We start from the raw sequence: 19,653 nt of genomic DNA on the forward strand, positions 1-19,653 counted from the left end.
TCCCCGTCAGGAGACTTCTGTGACCACGGCAGCAACCTCACCCCGGACCGGTCCACGCGCAGGACAGGACAGCGGGCCTGCCATCACCGTCGGACGCTACGGTTTCCTTGACGTCCTGCGTGGCGTCGCACTGTGTGGCATTCTCTTCGTCAACCTCCGCGACCTGCTCTACCGCTGGACGGAGAACGCTGACCTGCATCACCCCGTCCTACGCTTCTACGATGTGGTGATCCAGGGCCGCTTCGTGCCGATCTTCGCCCTTCTTTTCGGGGTCAGCGCGTGGCTGCTCTACAGCTCCACGCAGCGCAGGATGCCGGTCCGTGCGGCCCGCTGGCTGATGGTCCGCCGCTTCGCGACCCTGTTACCCATCGGGCTGTTGAACCTGTTCCTGCTGTACAGCGGGGACATTCTCACGATGTACGCGGTCATCGCACTGGTTCTGGTCGTGCCGGCCCTGTTCCTCCCCAGGGGCCCGGTGCTGGCGTTCGGCGTCGTCGGGACACTGGTGGCCTACTGGATGTGGGGCAACAGCCCCCTGATCGCGGCGACACTGATGGTCACCGGTTTCGGCGCCGCCCAGTTCGGGCTCCCGCAGTGGTTCGAATCGACGCGACGGCGGGACGTCGTCACCGCCGCCGTCGTGTCCGCGGCGTCGGCCGTGGCAGGGGTGGTGCTCAGCATCCTCCAGAACTCGATGATGAACGCTGACGTCCTCCCGGACCCGGACGCCCTCGACCGTGTGGGAGGTTTCGCCGGGTTGTTCACCGCAGTGGCTGTCGTCACCGGGCTGTCACTGCTCTGGCGGGCCTGTGGTAGCAGGGACACCGTGGTCAGCACCCCGTTCTCCGTCCTGGGACGCACGGCACTGACCAACTACCTCGCCGCTTCCGCAGTCGTGCAGATCCTTCTCCACGTCGTCCCGGACACACAGTTGACCAATCTCTGGTGGCTGCCGGTGGCAACTGTCGGGATCCTGGTCGTACAGGTCCTCGCCAGCGCCGTGTGGCTGCACTTCTTCCGGTACGGGCCCGTCGAGTGGGTCTGGCGGTGCGCGACCCGGTGGGAACTCGTCCCCGCCCGGAAGAAGGACGGACCGGCGCGTCAGGAGAGCCCCGTGCGCTCCTTCAGCCCGCGGGCGTAGAGATCGGCGGCCTTGATCGCCTCGACGACATCGGTGGTGGTGTACTCGCCGGGCATCTGCTTTAGCGTCTCGCCGTCGGAGCAGGCCAGCTCGGCGATCCGACGCAGGTCATCGTCACTGGCGTCCGTCAAGTGGATCTCCGCCAAGGTCGTCGGGAGGCCGACGGACTGCAGGAACCCGATGTACCGGTCGGCCTCACTCTCGGACGCTCCTTCCAGCATGAGCTGCACCCCGATACCGAAGGCGACCTTCTCGCCGTGGGTCATGTGGTGGATGTCGCCGTCCAGTGCCGTGAAGCCGTTGTGGATGGCGTGCACCGCAGCCAGGCCACCGTTCTCGAAGCCCAGGCCCGACAGGAGTGTGTTGGCCTCACAGATGTTCTCCAGCGCGCGGCTGACCACGTGCGCCTCATTGTCCCGGAGCGCCTGGTGCGCAAAGGCGAACAGCGTCTCCTCGCATTTCTCGGCCAGTGCCAGTCCGGCCAGGGTGGGACGTGCGGTGTCGTCCATCCGACGGGAGTTCGCCCGGTTGACCGCGCATGCCTCGACGGAGGTGGCGAGAGCGTCACCGATGCCGGAACGCAGCGTCCGGACCGGAGCGTTCGCGATCACGCGGGTGTCGATGGCGATGAGGTCCGGGTTGCGGTCGTAGAACAGGTAGGAGTCGAAGACACCGTCGTCGGTGTAGATCACTGACACCCGGGCGGTGGGGGCGTCCGCGGAGACCGCCGTGGGGAACACCGCGACGGGCAGGGACGCGTGGTCGGCCACCGCGCGGGCGGTGTCGATGGTCTTTCCCCCGCCCAGACCGATGATGATGTCGTTCCCGCCGGACCGTGCCTTCTCCGTGATCCGGTCGATCTCGGTCATGGAGGCTTCACCGCCGAAGATCTCGTGTGCCGGGTCGAGCCCGTCCGAGCTGAGCGACTCCTGCAGCTTCTCCCCGGCGATCCCCCACACGACGTCGTCGGCGATGATCAGCGGTGACGTGCCGAGGGGGCGGAGATACCCGGCGGCCCGGTCGATGAGGTCGATGCCCTGGACATAGCGGGCGGGGCTGGTGAACAATTTGTCAGTCATGCGTCCATCCTTTGGTGAGGGTCGATGAGCGGCCTCCACCCTAGGCGTCTTCCGGCGATCGTGACGACGTCAGTCACGGCCGGAGGCTCCGGTGATACACGGCTACACTCGGCGGACATGTCTGACTCTGACTCCCAGCAGATTCCTCTCCGCTCCTTCCGCAACAACCCCTCAGACTTCCTCTCGGAGGCCCTTGGCGGGTTTATCGCCTCCCATCCGGACGCAGAATGGCACGACAGCGGCTTCATCGGTCGGGCTTCCGCGGTGACCACCGCGTCCGGTGAACCGGCGGTGTCCGTCATCTCCGGTGGCGGTTCCGGACATGAACCGATGCACGCCGGGTTCATCGGCGCCGGCATGCTCGCGGCGGTCTGCCCGGGACTGTTGTTCACCTCGCCGAATGCCGTGCAGATCGCCGAGGCGACGCGCTGGGCCGACCAGGGCGCGGGGGTGGTGCATGTGGTGAAGAACTACACCGGCGACGTCATGAACTTCACCGTCGCCAGGCAGGCGCTCGACGACGTCGCCACCAGGGCGGTGCTCGTCGACGACGACGTGGCGACCGACCTCGCTGATGGTGACGACGGCAACGGTGGGGACGGTCCGGGGCGACGGGGGACCGGCGCCACGATCCTCGTGGAGAAAGCCACCGGCGCCGCGGCGCACCGTGGCGACAGCATCGACCGGGTCGCCGACATCGGTCAGTGGGTGGCGGACAGCTCGCGCAGCATGGCGGTGGCCCTGGCCCCCGGGCACCTTCCGACGAGCGGGCGCGACACCTTCGATCTTCCGGACGGGAAGATGGAGGTCGGCGTAGGGATTCACGGTGAGCGCGGTGTCGACCGTGTCGATGTGGAGACCGCCGACGAGGTCGTCGCCCGGCTCCTGGACGGCATCGGTGAGGCCCTGGCACTGCATGACGGTTCCGAGGTGGTCTGCCTCGTCAACGGCCTCGGCGGGACGACTCCGCTGGAACTGTCCCTGGTCTTCGGCTCCGTCCTACGGCAACTCGCCGATAGAGGCGTGACGGTCCGCCGAGCGATGGTGGGGACGTACACCACGTCGGTGAACATGGCGGGAGTGTCCCTCACGCTGACCTCGGTGGGCGACGCCATGGACGAACTGGTGGAACTCCTTGACGCCCCGACGGAAGCGCCGGGATGGCCCCGCGTTCTCGGCGGTCACGGCGCGCCCCTGGAGTATGTCCCGGCAGCGACGGACTTCGATGATGATCTGCCGGACTCCGGTGAGGAGAACCGGTGGCTCAGCGACTTCGTCGGGCGTGTGCAGGGTGCCACCGACGACCTCACCGAGCTCGACCGTCTCGCCGGTGACGGGGACTTCGGTCAGAACATGGACGCCGCTTTCGGCGGACTCTCCCTCCCGTTGCGGGGGACGGACGCCGAGGTACTGGAGGCTCTCGGACACCGTCTGCTGATCCGCGCGGGAGGTACCTCGGGTGCGGTGCTCGGCACACTGTTCCGTGAGCTCGGTACCGCCATGGGGCAGGCGGATTCCCCGGTTGCCGGGCTTGCCTCCGGGCTCGAGGCTGCACACCGGGCCATCACGGATCTCGGCGGAGCGGAGCAGGGGGACAATACGCTGATCGACGCCCTGATCCCCGCCGCAGACGCTGCCGCGAAATTCGACGCGGAGCACACCGATTTCAGCGATGCGCTGGAGGCCTGCCACGCCGCAGCGGCCGAGGGTGCCAAGGGGACACGCGAGATGGTCGCGAAGAAAGGCCGTGCCAGCTACGTCGGTGCGGCGTCCCAGGGTGTCGTGGACCCGGGAGCGATTCTCGTCTCCTGGATCTTCGGTGGTTCAGGAAAAGTCAGTGATGTCACCGGGGAGTGACACCCGGCGACATCACCTGACATCACCTGACGTCACCTGTCACCACCGGAGCTTCTCAGGAACCGAGGGGCGGCAGCTGGAGTCCTGAGGAACCGAGGTTCTGGTCACCGTTGCTGGAACCGAAGCTGGGGCCGAAGTCAGTGGAACCCAGGTTGGCGTCCCCGAAGGAGGAACCCAGGTTGGCGTCCCCGAACGTGGAGCCGAGCCCGGAGGATCCGAGGTCAACGCTGATGTCACCGAAGGAGGAACCCAGCGGCGGGACGTTGAAGACGGGAAGTCCGGCGGTGAATTCCACGTAGAGGTCCCGGATCGGGCCCCACACGATTTCCTGGATCTGGACGATGAATGACATGGGGTTCCTCCGGAATGGTGTCAGTGCAGGGGAATCTGTGCCCCTGCTTGTCACGAAGATAGCTGTTTTTCAGGGGAACATCGCGCCGAATATGAACGTTCCACCTGTTCGGGGGTATGTGTGGTGTGGTGTGCAGGGACGTCCGGTGGTCGTGCGAGCGATGCCGGGGAGGAGTACAGTCAACCGGGCAAGAAGTTGTCATATCAACTACATGATCAATCAGCCTTCCAAAGGATTTCCATGAGCCTCTCGACCACTCTCCTCCGCGGCATCAGCGGTGCCTACTTCCTGCAGTCCGGTATCGGCAAGCTGAAGATGCCCACCGAGGCAGCCGCAGGCCTGCAGCAGTTCGCCGCCACCGGTGTTCCCCAGGTGACCAAGCTCGACCCGGACACGTTCAGCAAGGTCGTCTCCTACTCGGAGATCGGCGTCGGCGCATCCCTGCTGACCCCGGTCGTCTCGAACCGTCTGGCCGGCCTGGCACTGGGAGCGATCAACGCGGGCTTCCTCTCCATCTACTTCCGCAATGACCAGATGACCAGGAAGGACGGGATCCGTCCGTCCGAGGCCGGGACCGGTCTGTCGAAGGACCTCTTCATCGCGGCGATCGCCGGCGCGCTGATTGCCGCGCCGAAGAAGTAGTCTCTCCTGTGTGACTGAGATCAACATCCGTGCGGCGTCCGACGCCGACATCCCCGCGATCACCGCCATCTACAATGACGCCGTGGCGAACACCGTCGCGGTGTGGAACGACGACATCGTCGACGAGGAGAACCGCCGTTCCTGGCTGCAGGGCTACCAGGTCCCCGGGACCTGCGCCCTCGTCGCCGAGGACGCTGACGGGGCGCTGCTCGGCTACGCGACCTACGGTGAGTTCCGGCACTACGACGGCTTCCGGCACACCGTGGAGAACTCGATCTACGTCGACGGCACCCGACGCGCCGGGGGAGTGGGCACCGCACTGATGCAGGCGCTCATCGAGCATGCCAGGGACGACGGCAAGCATGTGATGGTCGCCGCGATTGAAGGCGGCAACACAGCCTCGATCCGCCTGCACGCCAAGGTCGGGTTCGAGGAGTGCGGGACGGTCCGCCAGGTCGGCACGAAGTTCGGCCGGTGGCTCGACATGACGCTGATGCAGCTGATGCTCTAGTCAGCTCCAGCCTCAGCCATCTTCGACCCGTGCGCGTAAGAGCCGGTGCCACAGCCACACCTCCCGATCCGTGGGTAACTCATGCTGCCGCATCTTTCTTGTCCTCGGGTTATCCAGGTTGAATACGACGGTGTCCCTGACCTCCTCCGTGACTTCATCCAGCGCATGGTCGATGCTCGCATCCGGATACCGCAGCAGCGTCCACCCCCACCGGGCCGCGGCATTGCCTTTCCAGCGGTCCTTGATGAAGTCCTCCTGTCGTGCCCTGAGGGCAGAGTGATAGCGATGGCTGTCGATCTCGATGCATACCCGTGCCTCCGGAATGACGATGTCGAAACGGTAACCACGGATCATCCCGTTGACCTGTACCTCGACATCCAGTCCGTCGAGTGCGGTGACGATGGCGCGGACGGCCTTCAGTTCCAGTTCGCTGGCAGCTCCGGTGATGAGGCCGTCCGTCAGGGCGGTAGCTTTCGCCCGTACCGACGGTGGGAGGGCTGCGATGTCGACGGCGAGTCGGTCATTTCCCTTCACACCGGAGTAGGCGCGTTCCAGCAGCGCCCGTCGCGCCGCTAAAGCCACGGAGCCGGCGGTTGCCGCGGTTTCCAGTGGCGTCAGGGTTGTCACACCCCACCGTCGGCACGTGCGTCGGGTCACCGCACCGGTCAATGTGAGCAGTTCACCGCCGTCGCGGCTTCTGGTTCTCGGCACGCGCCCGTGGGCGGGCCAGCGCATCGGCGCGAGACCGTGCAGGAAGGCGGCGGTGTCCCCTGTGTAGACCAGTCCCGGGCGTGCCCAGGAAAGTGCCTTGAGCTTGACCAGGTCATCGGGTTCTTCGGTGGAGTAGAGGTCGCGGGTGACGCGGAATATCTCGCCCCTGCGTACCGCCCCGGCGATGTCATTGTGCGTCTTTCCGACGGCGCGGAGGTCCCGCGTCGTCCAGAAGCGTGCGATGGTCGGCGCCATGCGTGTCCCCCCTGTGGTTCCGGAGACGACCCCCTGCCGTCTCCAGGCTCCATCATAGGTGTCGGTGCGTGGGAGCATGCCGGAATCGACCCGATGCTGCCACCGTCCGGGGGAATCCGGCACGCTCGCATGTCGGTCCTCCCCTCAAGCCCCTTCAGCGTCCTTTCAGCGCCCGCCGACCCGCCAGGACGCCGAGTTCCGCCACTCCTCGAGGAGGTGGGCGAAGCTGCCTCCCGCCGCCTCGAGCTCGGCGGGCGTGCCCTGTTCTATGATCCGGCCGTTGTCGAGCACGACGACGGTGTCGGCGATCGACAGCGTCGACGGCCGGTGCGTCACGATGACGGTGGTGTAGTCCTCACGGATCGCGCGGATGGACTCGACCACCGCGGCCTCGTTGTGGGCGTCGAGCGCGGAGGTCGCCTCGTCCACCAACAGCAGATGGGACGGTTTCGCCAGGGCACGGGCGATGCCGACCCGCTGGCGTTCCCCACCGGAGAGGTGGTCGCCCAGCTCCCCGACGGGGGTGTCCCAGCCGGTGGGGATCTCCTCGAGGACACCGCGCAGTCCGGATGCGTCGGCCAACCGCTCCAGGTCCGCCTGAGTCAGGTCGGGGTTGACGGCCAGCAGGTTGTCTTTCACCGTCCCCGCACCCAACGCAGTCTGCTGGAACACGACCGTGGCATTGCCGCGCAGCTCGGGACTCCCCGCCGCGGCCCCGTCCAGTGACACTGACCCGGACGAGGGGGTCGCCAGCCCCGCGAGGGTGCGCAGCAGCGTCGACTTCCCGGAACCGGACCGTCCGACGACCACGGTCACGGTCCCGGGGCGCAGGTCAAGGTTCACACCGTCGAGCCCACAGGTGCCGTCGGGGAAGTGCACGTCCACGTCGGTCACGTCGACCTGCGGCGGGGTCGGGGACGCGGCAGACGGGGTGGACACCGGGGTGGTCACCACCTCTGCGGCCTCGGCCAGCGTCCGGTTCAGCGACTGGATCCCGACCGACAGTCGGGAGAGGCCGGTGACCTGTTCGACGACGCGCAGCATCACGATCACGGTCACGGCCGCGGAGGCCGCGCTGAGGGTGCCGTTGTCGAAGGCCAGCCACACGGTGAGTCCGTAGCCGATGAGGACGGCCTGGAGCACCACACTGAACAGGATCTCGCCGGGCACCTGCCAGAACAGCAGGCGCAACGTCCGCCGACGTGCGGACGCCAGCGCCTCGTCAACCAGGCGTGCCCCCGCAGAGACCCGGCGCGCGGTCCGTAGCGACGGCTGGGCCCGGGCGTAGTCGATGAGACGGTCGTCGAGGTTCTCGTTGGCGGCGGCGAACTCCTCGTCGGCCCGGGTGACGAGTCGGCTCGACAGCACCAGGGCGAGCATCATCAGCACCCCGCCGACCAGGGTCACCACAGCAGGGGGAACGGCGAAGAAGAGCAGTCCGACGCCGAGGGCGACGGTGAACACCACGGCGGTGACCACGGGGCCGACCATGAGGACCGGTGCCGAGGTCACCTCGACGGCCCCGGTGGCCAGCAGGGTGCGTAGCCGTGCAGCCTTCGACCGGGGGATCGCCGGCGTGGGCCAGGACAGGATGGCGGCGGGGGTGTGGCGTTGGATGGCGTGCATCAGGGACAGGCCGACGGCCAACCCCTTGTGCGCGGCGAGGATGTCGAGGGCCCAGGCCACACCGATCAGTGCGACCATGGCCAGTACCCACGGCCACGCGTCGAGCGGTGTGCCACCGAACAGGTCGTCGAGCAGGGGGAACAGGACGAGTACCGCGGCCGCCTGAATGACGGCGGACAGGACGGTGAGCAGGACGAACAGGCGGAAGTCGCGGCCGCCGCCGCTGATCGTACGGATCCTGGTGAGCATCAGCGGGCCTCCGGTGTTGGGTGTGTGCTGGTCTGGTGGGCGTCCCACAGCGCGGCGTAGGCGCCGTCGGCGGCGATGAGTTCGTCGTGGCGACCGCTCTCGGTGATGCGTCCATGGTCCATCACGACGATGCGGTCGGCGTCGGCGACGGTGTGCAGCCGGTGCGCGATCATCAGGACGGTGCGTCCCTTCAGCAGGGTGTCCAGGGCGGTCAGGATGGCCCATTCACTGTCGGGGTCGGCGGGGGCGGTGGCTTCGTCCAGGACGACGACGGGTGTGTCGGCGAGCAGCGCCCGGGCGATGCCGATGCGTTGGCGCTCCCCACCGGAGAGCCTGTCGCCGCTGACGACGGTGTCGTAGCCCTCGGGCAGTTCCAGGATCGTGTCGTGGATGTTCGCCGCACGTGCCGCGGCGACCACCTGTTCGTCGGTGGCGTCGGGTGCGGTGAGCGCGATGTTGTCGCGGATCGTGGTGTGGATCAGCTGCACGTCCTGCAGCAGGATGGTGACGGTGGCGTAGAGCTCGTCCTGGGTCATGTCGCGGACGTCGGTGCCGTCGATGCTGACGGAACCGCTCTGGGGGTCCCACAGTCTGGCGAGGAGCGCGCCGACCGTCGACTTTCCGGCCCCCGACGGGCCGACCACGGCGGTGACCGTCCCGCGTTCGAGGGTGAGGGAGAAGGACGGGAGGACCTCACGGTCGGGGGAGTAGCCGAAGCGGACGCGGTCGAAGACGACATGGCCGGCCGGGGCGGGACGGTTGGCCGGTCCCGGCAGCTCCGGGGTGGTCAAGGCCAGGTCGAGGCCGGCGCGTCCGTCCAGTGACACCAGGAGATTTCCGATCCCGCCGCTGATCGCCACCAGCTGGGCGCCGAAGGACGGGCCGAGAACCAGGAAGGGGATCGCGTCGGACACGCTGACCCACCCGGGGATCATGAGCAACCAGGTGGCGACGACCAGGAGCCCGAGCACGGTGGTGGGCCGGTTGATCATCACGGCGATGATCTTCGCTGCGCCGGTGTCCTTCTGGAGCTTGTCGACGAAGGCGCCGACCTGGCGCAGGGTGCCGGGCAGGTCGACGATGCTCTTCTCGCCGAACACCCGGGAGATGTCGCGGTTCGCGAGAAAGGCCTGCGACTGTCCGGTGACGGTGGAGATGTTGCGCTGGGAGATGACCACCCGGTCGCGTTCCCGGCTCTGGATCGTCACCATGACGGCGATGAACGCCGCGATCGGCAGGAGAAGGACCAGCGCCAGGCGCCAGTCGACGGTGAAGAGGTAGATCAGTGCGGCCAGCGGTGTGACGACGGCGGCGACGAGATCGGGGACGGCGTGGGTGACGATGTAGTGCATTCCGGCGACGTCGTCGGCGACGAGGGTGCGGACGTCGGAGCTCCGTCTGCCGGTGAACCACCCCAGGGGCAGTCTGGCGAGCTTGTCCATCAGTCGTCGGCGTAGTGCTGCGGAGTAGCTGGCGTCGTAGAGGTGCATCGCCAGCATCAGCAGCGTGGTTCCCAGCGCGGAGGCGGCCATGACCACCAGGGCGGCTATCCCGGTGCCCAGCACGGTGTCACGGTCGGCGCCGTCGAGGAGCTGGCGGCAGAGTTCGGCGAAGAGGATGAAGGGGACGATGCCCAGGACCGACAGCAGGGTCTGGAACACCCCGGCGATGATCATCGGCACCTTCGCCGGGGCGAGGACACCGGCGGAGGGCTTCTTCTGCGGTGTCGGGCCGGACGTTGCTGCCGTCGCTGCCGCCGCTGTCTCCGCTGCCGCCGGAACGTCCGGGGTGTCAGCGGCTGCCGGGGCAGCTGCTTCGGCCGCCTCCTGGAGCACGCGGGACTTTCCCATGGCTCGCCCGGCCACCCAGTACCCCTGGGCGTGCAGGGTGCCGCGGTTCAGGTGGGCGTCGCGTTGCAGCACGGTCTTGGCGTGCCGGGTGGCGGTGACCTCGCCGGTGACCCACGCGTACCAGCCTTCCCAGTCTCCGCCGCTGATGGCCTGGGCGAGGCCCTGGCCGTCCGGGAAGGATTCCACCCAGGCCGAGGTGATGTTCGGGCCCTCGGGCAGGGGCGCCTCCTCGTCGGCGTCGCTGTGCTTCTCGAGGTAGACCACCACGGGTACTTCGGCAGGGACGGCCGCGGCCAGCTGGGTGATCGCCGGGTAGGACGCGAGGTCGCCGAGCAGGAGGTAGCCGGCGGGTGGGGGATCGAGGAGGGCGAAGTCCGTCTCTCCGTAACGGGTCGCCTCTATGGTGTCACCGGGACGGCAGTTCTGGGCCCACCAGGACGCGGGCCCCATCGGGTGGTGGATCACGAAGTCGACGGCCAGGCGTCCGGTGGCGGGGTCGGTCTCGGCGAAGGTGTACCCGCGCTGGAACTGTTTGGAGCCGCCGTCCGGGTCGGGGAACCAGGCCCTCATCCATGCCGCGGGCGCTCCCCGTCGGAGGAGAGGATCGTGTCGGACCGGAAGGTGACGCGCAGCATGTTGCTGGTACGCCATTCGGTGTCTGTCACGGTCAGGACGTGGTCTTTCGCGCCGAGGCCGTGCAGGACGGCGCCTTGGAACCCCTTGCTCACGGTAAGCCTCCTAGAAGTAAGTTGAGGCTTACCGTACATTACCGGGTGGGGGTATTGGTACCCCTCGACCTGGTGAGCAGCAGCAGTCCGGCGAGCAGCACCACGGCGATGCCGATGATCCCGAAGCGGTCATCACCGGTCAGGCCGGTGAACACCGCGAAGCCGCCGGGGCCATCCAGCTCACACTGCGTCCGGTGGTGGCGTACAGGCCGAACATCTGGCCTTCACGACCTTCCGGGCAGATCCGCGTCAGGTACGAGCGCGAGGCGCTCTGTGCGGGCCCGACGAACATGCACAGCAACAGGCCGAAGATCCAGAACATGGCCGGACCGTCCACGAAGAACAGGACGAACGCATCGACCACCAGCAGGATCAGCGACACCATGATCACCGGTTTCGGGCCGATCCTGTCGTCGAGGTAACCGCAGGCCAGTGCGCCGATCGCGGAGACGACATTGGCGGCCACGCCGAAGAGGAGCACATCGGCCGGGCTCAGCCCGTACACCGAGACCGCCAGTACGGCACCGAAGGTGAACACCCCGGCCAACCCGTCGCGGAACACCGCCGAGGCGATGAGGAACCACACCGCCGACCGGTCGGTACGCCACAGGGAGGCGATGTCACGGAACAGTCCGAGGTAGGACTCCTTCACCGACGACGTCGCGGCACTGGGGTCCGGGGTGTTCTCCGGGACCCTGCGCATCACCGGGATCGCCGAGACCAGGAACCAGACCGCGGCGATGACGGCGACGATGCGCACGTTCCACCCGTCCTCCACCGGGACGCCGAGCAGCCCGCGGGTGTCTCCCTCCCCGGCGATGAAGCCGAGGTAGCAGACCAGCAGCAGGACGATGCCGCCGAAGTACCCCATCGACCACCCGAAGCCGGACACCCGTCCGACGTTCTCCCGGGTGGAGACCTGCGAGAGCATGGCGAAGTAGCTGACCTCGGCGAACTCGAAGGTCACCGACGCCACACCCATGATGACGATGCCGGCCCAGAAGTACCCGGGCGCGTCGTCGCCGATGCCGACCAGGCTGAGCATCAGCCCGACGGTGACCAGGGTCCACAGCGTCACCGACCTGCGGCGTGTCCCGCGCGCGTCGGAGCGGCGTCCCATCACCGGCGCGATCAGCGCGATCGTCACCCCGCCGAGGGCCATCGCCCAGCCGTACCAGGTTGCCGGGCTGATGCCGTCGCCGAAGCCGCCGTCGATGGAGTCCCCCACCGAGTCGGTGAGGTAGACGGAGAAGATGAAGGTCACCAGCACCGCGTTGAAGGCGGCGGATCCCCAGTCCCAGAACGCCCAGGCGAGGGTGGGGCCGCGGTAGATGCCGGTGAGTCGGGCGGTGTCGTCCCGTGTCGTGGTGGCCATACCCCACAGACTATTGCCTCGGTGAACATACCGGGCACACGGGTGTGTACGGGTACGCTGTCTGTCGATGAACACTCGCAGTCCTCGCCGCCGCAGTACCCCCGCCGGGATGTACGCGGATCTCGCCGAGCGCGTCTCCGCCACCGTGATCGGCCGTTACTCCACGTCGTTCTCCCTGGCCACGCGCCTGCTGCCGGACGGCGTCCGGGAGGATGTCCGCAACCTCTACGCCGTGGTGCGTATCGCCGATGAAATCGTCGACGGCGCAGCCGCGGGACACGCCGACCTCCGCGCGGTCCTGGACGCCTACGAGGCTCAGGTGCTCGCGGCACCGGAGAAAGGGTTCCACACCGACCTGGTGCTGCACGCGTGGGCGGCCACGTCGGTGCGGTGCCGGATCGACCCGTCGCACATGAGGGACTTCTTCGCCTCGATGCGCAGCGACATCGTCCGGGACGTCCACGACGAGGAGAGCCTGGCCCGCTACATCCACGGCTCGGCGGAGGTCATCGGCCTGATGTGCCTCGACATCTTCCTCGCCCACGCGGACCCGGTGCCCGCCGCACAGCGTGCCTGGCTGGCGGAGGGTGCCGCGGCGTTGGGTGCGGCGTTCCAGAAGGTCAACTTCCTGCGGGACCTCGGCGACGACCGGGATGAGCTGGGGCGCTGCTACCTGCCGGACCTGCAGGACGGTCCGCTGACGGCGGAGATCCGCGACCGCGTCCTGGACGAGGTGGACGCGGGCATCGCCGCTGGGCGTCTCCGCGTCCCGTCACTGCCGGCGGGCTGCCGGGTGGGGGTGGCAGCCGCGGCGGCACTCTACGAGGAACTGTCCGCACGGTTGCGTCGCACTCCACCGCACCAGCTCCGACACACCCGGGTCCGGGTCCCCGCCCCGGTCAAGGCGGCGCTGACCGTGCGGGAGATCACCAGGGGTCGACGATGACCGGCGGGCGACGGGCCGTGGTCATCGGCGCCGGCGTCGCGGGTCTGTCCACTGCCGGGCTGCTGGCGCGGCGTGGTTATGAGGTCACTCTGCTGGAACGTGGGACCACGGTGGGAGGACGTGCGGGCACCCTCACCGTCGACGACGCGCCGGGGTTCCGGTGGGACACCGGTCCCAGTTGGTACCTGATGCCCGAAGCCTTCGACCGTTTCTTCTCGTTGATGGGTACCTCCACCGGGGAGCAGTTGGACCTCAAGGAGCTGTCGCCGGGGTACCGGCTGCTTGCCGAGGGACTGGACCCGGTGGATGTGCCGGTGGGGGAGGACGCGGTCGCCGAACTCTTCGAGTCGCTGGAACCCGGGGCAGGTGAGGAGATCAGGCGTTATCTCGCGGAAGCCGGAGACACCTACCGCATTGCCGTGGACCGGTTCCTCTACACCGACTTCACCTCACCTGCCCCGTTCCTCGGGCCCGAGGTGGCGCGGCGCGCGCCGCGGTTGGTCCGGCTCCTCGCGGGCTCGCTGGAAGGCCTGGTCAACCGGAGGTTCCAGGACCGTCGTCTGCGCCAGATCCTCAGCTACCCGGCGGTGTTCCTTTCGTCGCGGCCGTCGCAGACTCCCGCCCTGTACCAGCTGATGAGTTTCACCGACCTGGTCCAGGGGGTCAAGTACCCCACGGGCGGTTTCGCTGCGGTGGTGGAGTCACTGCGTCGGTTGGCCGTCGACAACGGGGTGGATGTACGGACCGGCGCGGACGTCACCGGAATCGTCACCGACCGTGACCGGGCGAACCCCGTGCGGCAGATACCGGGGGTGGGCCGCGCCGTCGCCGCGGTGTCCTCCGCGCAGGCTCGGGGGGTGAATGTCAGAACGTCTGACGGCGAGGCGTTCATCCTGCGGACGTGGTCGTCAGTGCCGCTGACCTGCATCACACCGAGACCGGACTGCTCCCGCGCGGGCTGCGGACCTACCCGGAACGGCGCTGGCGTGGTGCGGATCCCGGTGTCGGCGCGGTGGTGGTGATGCTCGGGGTGGAGGGCGAACTCCCCGAGCTCGCGCACCACACCCTGATCTTCAGTGAGGACTGGACGCCCGACTTCGCCGCGGTGTTCGACACTGTCCCGGGTGGGCCCGGGCGCAGAGCGTCGCGGTCGGTGTACGTCTCCCGGACCTCGGCGACCGACCCGGACGCGGCACCGGCGGGGCACGAGAATCTCTTCGTCCTTATCCCGGCAGCCTGTGACCCGTCGATGGACAGCAGCGACATCGACGCCATCGCCGATGCGACGCTGGACATGATCGCGCAGCGGGCGGGGGTGCCCGATCTGGTTGACCGGGTGGTCGTCCGCAGGACGCTGGGCCCGGCGGACTTCGCCGAACGCTACAACTCCTGGCGCGGGTGGGCGTTGGGTCTGGCACACACGCTGACGCAGTCGGCGTTCATGCGCGGGACCAACCGGTCGCGGGCGGTGTCGAACCTGTACTACGCGGGGTCGACGACCACGCCCGGGGTAGGGGTGCCGATGTGCCTGATCAGTGCGGAGAACGCAGTGACCAGGATCAGTCGAAGCGGTGGACCATCACGTGGCAGTGCCCGCTCGGGTCGAGACCACCGTTGACGGTGCTGTCGACGAAGCCGAGCTTGGCGTAGACGTGGCGGGCGCGGTCATTGCCCAGGTCCACGGCGAGGGAGACACCGGGGAAGCCTGCGGCGCGGGCGGTCTCCAGCATCTCGGACATCAGGGCCGTGCCACGTCCGTGCCCGGAGAACTCCGGACGCAGCGCGATGGCGACCTCCGGGATGTCGTCGGAGACGAAACCCGCCCCCGGCGCGTCAGAGGTGAAGGTACGCAGCCAGGCGCCGCCGACCGGCGTCGGCGTCCCGCTGCTGAGGTCGTCGAGGATGACCGCCGGCTGGTCCGGAGTCCACCGGTCCACATACGCCTCGAGTTCCTCGTCGATCCCCTCGCTGACGGGCTGCTCCTCGTCACCCCACTGGTCGGTGAGGATGTAGAGGGCCCGCAGGAAGTCCCGGTCGCCGTCGACGGCAGGACGGTAGCGCAGTTCCGGGGACTGTTCCGGGGACACGGAACCGGTCATCAGTAGATGAACACCTGGTCGCCCGGGTTGAGGGCGTTGAAGTAGGTGATCGCGTCCTGGTTGTTCATCCGGACGCAACCGGCGGACTGGGTGTCCAGGGTGCCCTGGTGGAAGGCGTGGCCGTTGTTGGTGAAGTAGACGGCGTAGGGCATCGGAGCGTTGTTGAACTCGCGGCTGATCTCGTCCTTCACCTTGTACTGCACGGTGAAGTTGCCACGTGGGGTGTCCTGGCCCGGCTTGCCCGGGGACATGCTCACCGGACCGTAGGAGGTGTCGCCGTTCTGCTGCAGCCAGGTGCGCTTGCCGTCGATGTCGACGCACACGCGGGCGGATGCCGGGCACGGGGTGTTGCTGGTGCTGGCCCGACGCTGCTCGGCGGCGGCGCGTGCCTCGCGCTCGGCACGGGCGGCAGCGGCAGCACGGTCGGCGGCGTCGCGCTCATCCTGACGGTCCTGGACCGCGCCGGGGGCGACGAGGTCGGCCAGGTCCCGGACGCCCTTTTCATAGGCGTCGCGGAACTGCTCAGGAACCTTGCCGGCCTGCAGCAGTGCTGCGTCGTGCGCGTCAAGGACACCGTCGCGGACCATGTCGTTGATCTCGTCCGGTCCGGGCAGGGCGATGTCGCCGGCGGCGGGCAGGTTGGGGATGCTCGGCGCGGCGGTGGCCGGGGCGATGCCCGCTCCGCCGATGCCGACGGCTGCGACCGCTGCGATGCCGAGCGCGGCGACCCGACGACGGATGGTGCGGGTGGGGCCGCTGTGGTGTGCAGGTGTTCTCCGAATGTTCACGGGAGCTATCCTATCCCCTGGCAACGTTGTCGAGCCACTTTTACCCGGGCGTGTATTCGGGTGCGTGTCGGGTGGTGATCATCGAAAGCCTACTGAAGTCACAGGTACTCTGGATGTGCCCAGCATGAAAAACCCGGTTTTCCGGGGCAGACTAGGGAGATATGAACGTGCCTCTGTCGAACAATTCCAGTAACTCCGGTCACGGTGCCCACAGCGCCCATGGTGCGCACGGTGCGCACGCCGCACAGCCGGTGAAGGTCCTCGTCGTCGACGACGAGGCCAATATCGCCGACCTGATCAAGGCTCGTCTGGAGTTCCAGGACTTCGAGGTCAAGACCGCCGCAGACGGTGCGACGGCCCGCGAGATCGCCAAGACCTTCCGTCCCGACGCGTTCATCCTCGATGTGATGATGCCCGGCATGGACGGTTTCACGCTGCTCAACAAGCTGCGGGAGGACGGGCATGAGGCACCCGTGCTGTTCCTCACCGCCAAGGACGGCGTGGACGACCGGATCCACGGCCTGACGATCGGGGCGGACGACTACGTCACCAAACCTTTCGCCCTGGAGGAGGTGATCACCCGGCTGCGGGTGATCCTGCGTCGGGTACAGCCCGCGGAGGACGACGACTCCTCGCTGATCACCTACGCCGACATCACCCTCAACGACGACATGCACGAGGTCACCAAGGCGGGCAAGGTCGTGGACCTGTCTCCGACCGAGTTCAAGTTGCTGCGCTACCTGCTCGTCAACTCCGAGGTCGTGGTGCCGAAGTCCCGGATCCTCGACGCCGTGTGGGAGTACGATTTCGGCGGTGACGGCAATGTCGTCGAATCCTACGTCTCCTACCTGCGCCGCAAGATCGACACCCAGGATCCGCGGTTGATCCACACCGTGCGCGGTGTGGGGTACGTCCTGAGGCTGCCGCGTAGCTGATGGCGGGTTCGGGCAGGATGACAGCCGGCGCCCGGCGGGCGAGCCGACAGTACCCGGGGGTTTTTCTGTCCCATTACCCGCTCCGGGTGTCCCTGGTGCTGGTGATCGCGGTGCTCACGGCGCTGGGGCTCACCGTGTCAGGCACGGTGGTGACCGGCATGATGCAGCGGTTCCTTACCGAGCGGGTCGATGAACAGCTCAAGGACAGTGCGACCTGGGCGGCGAGTGTCACCGAGTCCCCGTGCCGCAACACCTACCAGTCCCATGACCTGCGCCTGCAGCGTCCTCCGTCCAAGATGTACTGGGGTCTGCCGGGCGACGCGTGCCAGACCACCGGTCCGAACAGCGTCAACGACTCCCTGCCGGACGTCTCGTCGATCACCGAGCCGACTCGTCCGGTCACTGTCCCGGCGGCGACGTACTCCGCCTCGCCGGCGCCGTGGCGCGCGGCGGCGGTGACCAACGAGGACGGCGGGGTCACCGTCTTCGCGCTGCCGATGGACGGCGAGTCGAAGATCATGAGCGGCATGACGACGATGCTCATCATCATCAGTCTGCTGATCCTCGCCTCGGTCACCGCGGCCAGTCTCTTCCTGGTCCGACGCGCCCTGCAACCGCTGTACCAGGTGGAGCAGACAGCAGGACGGATCGCCCGCGGTCATCTGGACCAGCGCGTCCCGAACTGGTCGCCGAAGACGGAGGTGGGGCGTCTGTCCGTCGCGCTGAACCGGATGCTCGCCCAGATCCAGGGGGCGTTCATCGCGGTCAATGATTCGGAGCGGCAGGCCCGGGAGGCCGAGGCGTCGATGCGCCGTTTCATCGGCGACGCCTCCCACGAGCTACGGACCCCGCTGACCAGTGTGCGCGGCTACGCCGACCTGTACCGGTCCGGTGCCACCGACAACCCGGACATGGTCATCGACAGGATCTCCGCCGAAGCAGGACGGATGAGTCTGCTGGTGGAGGACCTGCTCACCCTCGTGCGCATGGACGAGGGGCGGCCCATGCGTGAGGATCCGGTGGACATGCTGGAGATCTGCCTGTCCGCTGCGGAGAACGCCCGGGTCGGTTTCCCGGGACGGTCGGTGAGCGTGCGTAACGAGACCCGGTCGGTGCCCGTGACCGTCGGTGACAGCGCCCGCCTGCACCAGGTCGTCGGCAACCTCGTGACCAATGCGATGCGGCACGCCGGGGAGGACGCCACGGTCACTGTCCGGTTGAGCCGGCCGGACGACGACATGGTCGCCGTCGAGGTCATCGACGACGGCGACGGTATCTCCGCCGACGATGTCCCGCATCTCTTCGAACGGTTCTACCGGGCGGACGTGTCACGGTCCCGGGCCTCGGGCGGCTCGGGTCTGGGCCTGTCTATCGTCAAGCGTCTGATCGAGCTGCACAACGGCACGATCACCGTGGAGAGCGAACTGGGCGAAGGCACGACCTTCCGGATCCTGCTGCCGGTGTGGCGGGATGACGAGGAGCAGGACGAGGAACTCGACGAGGAATCGGACGCGGAATCGGACGCGGAGTTCGAGTCCGGTGACGTCGGCGCGTCGGACAGCGATGCAGCCGAGGCGGCCGATGCACCCGATATACCCGGGGAGGCTACGGATCCTGGGGACGACGGACGGAAGTCTGGTCGCGATTCCTGGGGCGGGTGACATTCGCGGCGAGGGCTTCGGCGATGAGGGTGCCGACCACGCGGTGGTGGGGGATCACCGCATGGCTGATCCGGGCGTCCGGAAAACGGTCCTGGATCGTGACGACCTGCACTGGCCCCGGGTGGGCAGGAAGGCCGGTCAACGGATCAGAGGTCACGAGTGCGCGGGCACGTGTCTCCGGGACGATCCGGTCTCCCCGGGTGATGATCTGGGTGACCGGCACGTCCGTGTGCACCGTATGACGGAGGACGTCGTCCAGGGCGGGGGACCCGGTGAGCTGGTCTGCGAGTGCCGGGAGAAAAGCCTGGTCGATGCGGTGGAGTATCCGCGACTCCGGTGGACGGAACCACGGCCGCCCCACTCCGCGGAAGTCCGCTGCGAGACCGACGACGTGGCGTACCACGGTGTTGTCGTCGTTGTGGTCGTTGCCGCCACTCGTACGGTCCTCGAGAAACCCGGTTGCGGCGAGTGCGAGGAGCCCGCCCTGGGAATGTCCCACCAGATCCACTGCTCCGACACGCCCGGTGATCTCGGCGAGTTGGTCGACGACCTCACCGAGCGAGTCGCGCAGCCCCCGGGTACCGCGGTGCCCGTAGGAGACGGACAAGACCGGGCGCCCGGTCTCACGGAGCACGGGCACAATCTTCTCGAAGTTGTCCCGGCTGCCGGCGGTTCCGTGCACCAGGACGATCGGCCGGGTCCTGGTGTGTCCGTCCGTCGTGCTGGTGTGCTCGGTGTGCTCGGTGTCTCTCCAGGGCGAGGCTGGCTGCGGGAGCCGGTCCAGAAGACGGCCGACGAGTGGTGGACGTGTCTGTCGCATGGTCCTATTTTCGCACCGATCTGCTGGG

Annotated in this window: 16 protein-coding genes and 2 pseudogenes; 8 read left to right on the top strand and 10 right to left on the bottom strand. The window is 67.8% G+C overall.

Translation table 11 applies throughout. The features are described 5' to 3' along the window. Positions 1 to 19: 19 nt before the first annotated feature. The gene (locus BJF89_RS17975) at positions 20 to 1,141 is read left to right on the top strand and encodes a DUF418 domain-containing protein (protein WP_075816413.1); all 1,122 of its coding nucleotides are present in this window, start codon (positions 20 to 22) and stop codon (positions 1,139 to 1,141) included. Here BJF89_RS17975 and BJF89_RS17980 read toward each other — a convergent pair. Beyond that, positions 1,102 to 2,220, bottom strand: a complete 1,119-nt coding sequence (locus BJF89_RS17980; RefSeq protein ID WP_075816414.1) for a glycerol dehydrogenase — start codon at positions 2,218 to 2,220, stop codon at positions 1,102 to 1,104. The two genes, BJF89_RS17975 and BJF89_RS17980, sit on opposite strands and share 40 nt — an antisense overlap. Positions 2,221 to 2,337: 117 nt before the next feature. Between BJF89_RS17980 and BJF89_RS17985 the strand changes: the two genes are divergently transcribed. After that, positions 2,338 to 4,077, top strand: a complete 1,740-nt coding sequence (locus BJF89_RS17985) for a dihydroxyacetone kinase family protein (protein ID WP_075816415.1) — start codon at positions 2,338 to 2,340, stop codon at positions 4,075 to 4,077. Positions 4,078 to 4,132: 55 nt separating this feature from the next. Here the strand turns inward: BJF89_RS17985 and BJF89_RS17990 are convergent, their stop codons facing one another. After that, entirely contained in the window at positions 4,133 to 4,429 is a 297-nt protein-coding gene (locus BJF89_RS17990; protein WP_075816416.1) for a hypothetical protein, read from the bottom strand. 240 nt (positions 4,430 to 4,669) lie between these two features. On the opposite strand from BJF89_RS17990, the gene BJF89_RS17995 reads away from it, so the two are divergent. Then, a complete protein-coding gene (locus BJF89_RS17995; protein ID WP_075816417.1) occupies positions 4,670 to 5,071 on the top strand; it encodes a hypothetical protein in 402 nt (133 codons plus the stop codon). Positions 5,072 to 5,081: 10 nt separating this feature from the next. Then, positions 5,082 to 5,582, top strand: a complete 501-nt coding sequence (locus tag BJF89_RS18000; RefSeq protein WP_369803776.1) for an N-acetyltransferase family protein — start codon at positions 5,082 to 5,084, stop codon at positions 5,580 to 5,582. Between the two features lie 12 nt (positions 5,583 to 5,594). Here the strand turns inward: BJF89_RS18000 and BJF89_RS18750 are convergent, their stop codons facing one another. The 5 genes and pseudogenes from BJF89_RS18750 to BJF89_RS18020 all read right to left on the bottom strand — a co-directional run bounded on the left by BJF89_RS18750 (position 5,595) and on the right by BJF89_RS18020 (position 12,376). Continuing rightward, the gene (locus BJF89_RS18750) at positions 5,595 to 6,548 is read right to left on the bottom strand and encodes a hypothetical protein (protein ID WP_139312155.1); all 954 of its coding nucleotides are present in this window, start codon (positions 6,546 to 6,548) and stop codon (positions 5,595 to 5,597) included. Between the two features lie 165 nt (positions 6,549 to 6,713). After that, the gene (locus BJF89_RS18010; RefSeq protein WP_083651106.1) at positions 6,714 to 8,423 is read right to left on the bottom strand and encodes an ABC transporter ATP-binding protein; all 1,710 of its coding nucleotides are present in this window, start codon (positions 8,421 to 8,423) and stop codon (positions 6,714 to 6,716) included. Further along, a complete protein-coding gene (locus BJF89_RS18015) occupies positions 8,423 to 10,843 on the bottom strand; it encodes an ATP-binding cassette domain-containing protein (protein ID WP_255372742.1) in 2,421 nt (806 codons plus the stop codon). The genes BJF89_RS18010 and BJF89_RS18015 overlap by 1 nt, the downstream gene beginning before the upstream one ends. Further along, positions 10,840 to 11,001: a hypothetical protein gene (locus BJF89_RS19845; protein ID WP_255372743.1), complete on the bottom strand. Its 162-nt coding sequence runs from the start codon at positions 10,999 to 11,001 to the stop codon at positions 10,840 to 10,842. Before BJF89_RS19845 ends, BJF89_RS18015 begins: the two co-directional genes overlap by 4 nt. Positions 11,002 to 11,039: 38 nt before the next feature. Beyond that, positions 11,040 to 12,376 (bottom strand): annotated as a pseudogene (locus BJF89_RS18020) (MFS transporter). Positions 12,377 to 12,443: 67 nt separating this feature from the next. Between BJF89_RS18020 and BJF89_RS18025 the strand changes: the two are divergent. Both BJF89_RS18025 and crtI read left to right on the top strand, forming a co-directional pair. Continuing rightward, on the top strand, positions 12,444 to 13,322 hold the full coding sequence (locus tag BJF89_RS18025; protein ID WP_083651113.1) for a squalene/phytoene synthase family protein: 879 nt from the start codon (positions 12,444 to 12,446) through the stop codon (positions 13,320 to 13,322). After that, a pseudogene (gene crtI, locus BJF89_RS19850) lies at positions 13,319 to 14,940 on the top strand (phytoene desaturase family protein). Before BJF89_RS18025 ends, crtI begins: the two are co-directional and overlap by 4 nt. Here the strand turns inward: crtI and BJF89_RS18035 are convergent. Next, a complete protein-coding gene (locus BJF89_RS18035; RefSeq protein ID WP_075816419.1) occupies positions 14,882 to 15,421 on the bottom strand; it encodes a GNAT family N-acetyltransferase in 540 nt (179 codons plus the stop codon). The pseudogene crtI and the gene BJF89_RS18035 sit on opposite strands and share 59 nt — an antisense overlap. After that, positions 15,421 to 16,209 (bottom strand): L,D-transpeptidase, encoded by a 789-nt coding sequence (locus BJF89_RS18040; protein ID WP_083651122.1) that lies wholly within the window; start codon positions 16,207 to 16,209, stop codon positions 15,421 to 15,423. The genes BJF89_RS18035 and BJF89_RS18040 overlap by 1 nt, the downstream gene beginning before the upstream one ends. A gap of 161 nt (positions 16,210 to 16,370) precedes the next feature. Between BJF89_RS18040 and BJF89_RS18045 the strand changes: the two genes are divergently transcribed. Together BJF89_RS18045 and BJF89_RS18050 are read left to right on the top strand one after the other, a co-directional pair. Then, positions 16,371 to 17,144: a response regulator transcription factor gene (locus BJF89_RS18045; protein WP_083651124.1), complete on the top strand. Its 774-nt coding sequence runs from the start codon at positions 16,371 to 16,373 to the stop codon at positions 17,142 to 17,144. Between the two features lie 17 nt (positions 17,145 to 17,161). Next, on the top strand, positions 17,162 to 18,805 hold the full coding sequence (locus BJF89_RS18050; RefSeq protein WP_255372744.1) for a cell wall metabolism sensor histidine kinase WalK: 1,644 nt from the start codon (positions 17,162 to 17,164) through the stop codon (positions 18,803 to 18,805). On the opposite strand, the gene BJF89_RS18055 is transcribed toward BJF89_RS18050, so the two are convergent. Further along, entirely contained in the window at positions 18,750 to 19,625 is an 876-nt protein-coding gene (locus BJF89_RS18055) for a triacylglycerol lipase (RefSeq protein WP_075816421.1), read from the bottom strand. The two genes, BJF89_RS18050 and BJF89_RS18055, sit on opposite strands and share 56 nt — an antisense overlap. Between the last annotated feature and the right edge of the window lie 28 nt (positions 19,626 to 19,653).

The sequence above is a fragment of the Corynebacterium sp. CNJ-954 genome (genome assembly GCF_001942345.1).
GTDB lineage: Bacteria > Actinomycetota > Actinomycetes > Mycobacteriales > Mycobacteriaceae > Corynebacterium.

Excerpts from the sequence above, each read along its gene's own strand:
- BJF89_RS17980 (WP_075816414.1), bottom strand. The coding sequence starts at position 2,220 with ATGACTGACAAATTGTTCACCAGCCCCGCCCGCTATGTCCAGGGCATC.
- BJF89_RS17985 (WP_075816415.1), top strand. The coding sequence starts at position 2,338 with ATGTCTGACTCTGACTCCCAGCAGATTCCTCTCCGCTCCTTCCGCAAC.
- BJF89_RS17990 (WP_075816416.1), bottom strand. The coding sequence starts at position 4,429 with ATGTCATTCATCGTCCAGATCCAGGAAATCGTGTGGGGCCCGATCCGG.
- BJF89_RS17995 (WP_075816417.1), top strand. The coding sequence starts at position 4,670 with ATGAGCCTCTCGACCACTCTCCTCCGCGGCATCAGCGGTGCCTACTTC.
- BJF89_RS18750 (WP_139312155.1), bottom strand. The coding sequence starts at position 6,548 with ATGGCGCCGACCATCGCACGCTTCTGGACGACGCGGGACCTCCGCGCC.
- BJF89_RS18010 (WP_083651106.1), bottom strand. The coding sequence starts at position 8,423 with ATGCTCACCAGGATCCGTACGATCAGCGGCGGCGGCCGCGACTTCCGC.
- BJF89_RS18015 (WP_255372742.1), bottom strand. The coding sequence starts at position 10,843 with ATGAGGGCCTGGTTCCCCGACCCGGACGGCGGCTCCAAACAGTTCCAG.
- BJF89_RS18025 (WP_083651113.1), top strand. The coding sequence starts at position 12,444 with ATGAACACTCGCAGTCCTCGCCGCCGCAGTACCCCCGCCGGGATGTAC.
- BJF89_RS18035 (WP_075816419.1), bottom strand. The coding sequence starts at position 15,421 with ATGACCGGTTCCGTGTCCCCGGAACAGTCCCCGGAACTGCGCTACCGT.
- BJF89_RS18045 (WP_083651124.1), top strand. The coding sequence starts at position 16,371 with ATGAACGTGCCTCTGTCGAACAATTCCAGTAACTCCGGTCACGGTGCC.
- BJF89_RS18050 (WP_255372744.1), top strand. The coding sequence starts at position 17,162 with ATGACAGCCGGCGCCCGGCGGGCGAGCCGACAGTACCCGGGGGTTTTT.
- BJF89_RS18055 (WP_075816421.1), bottom strand. The coding sequence starts at position 19,625 with ATGCGACAGACACGTCCACCACTCGTCGGCCGTCTTCTGGACCGGCTC.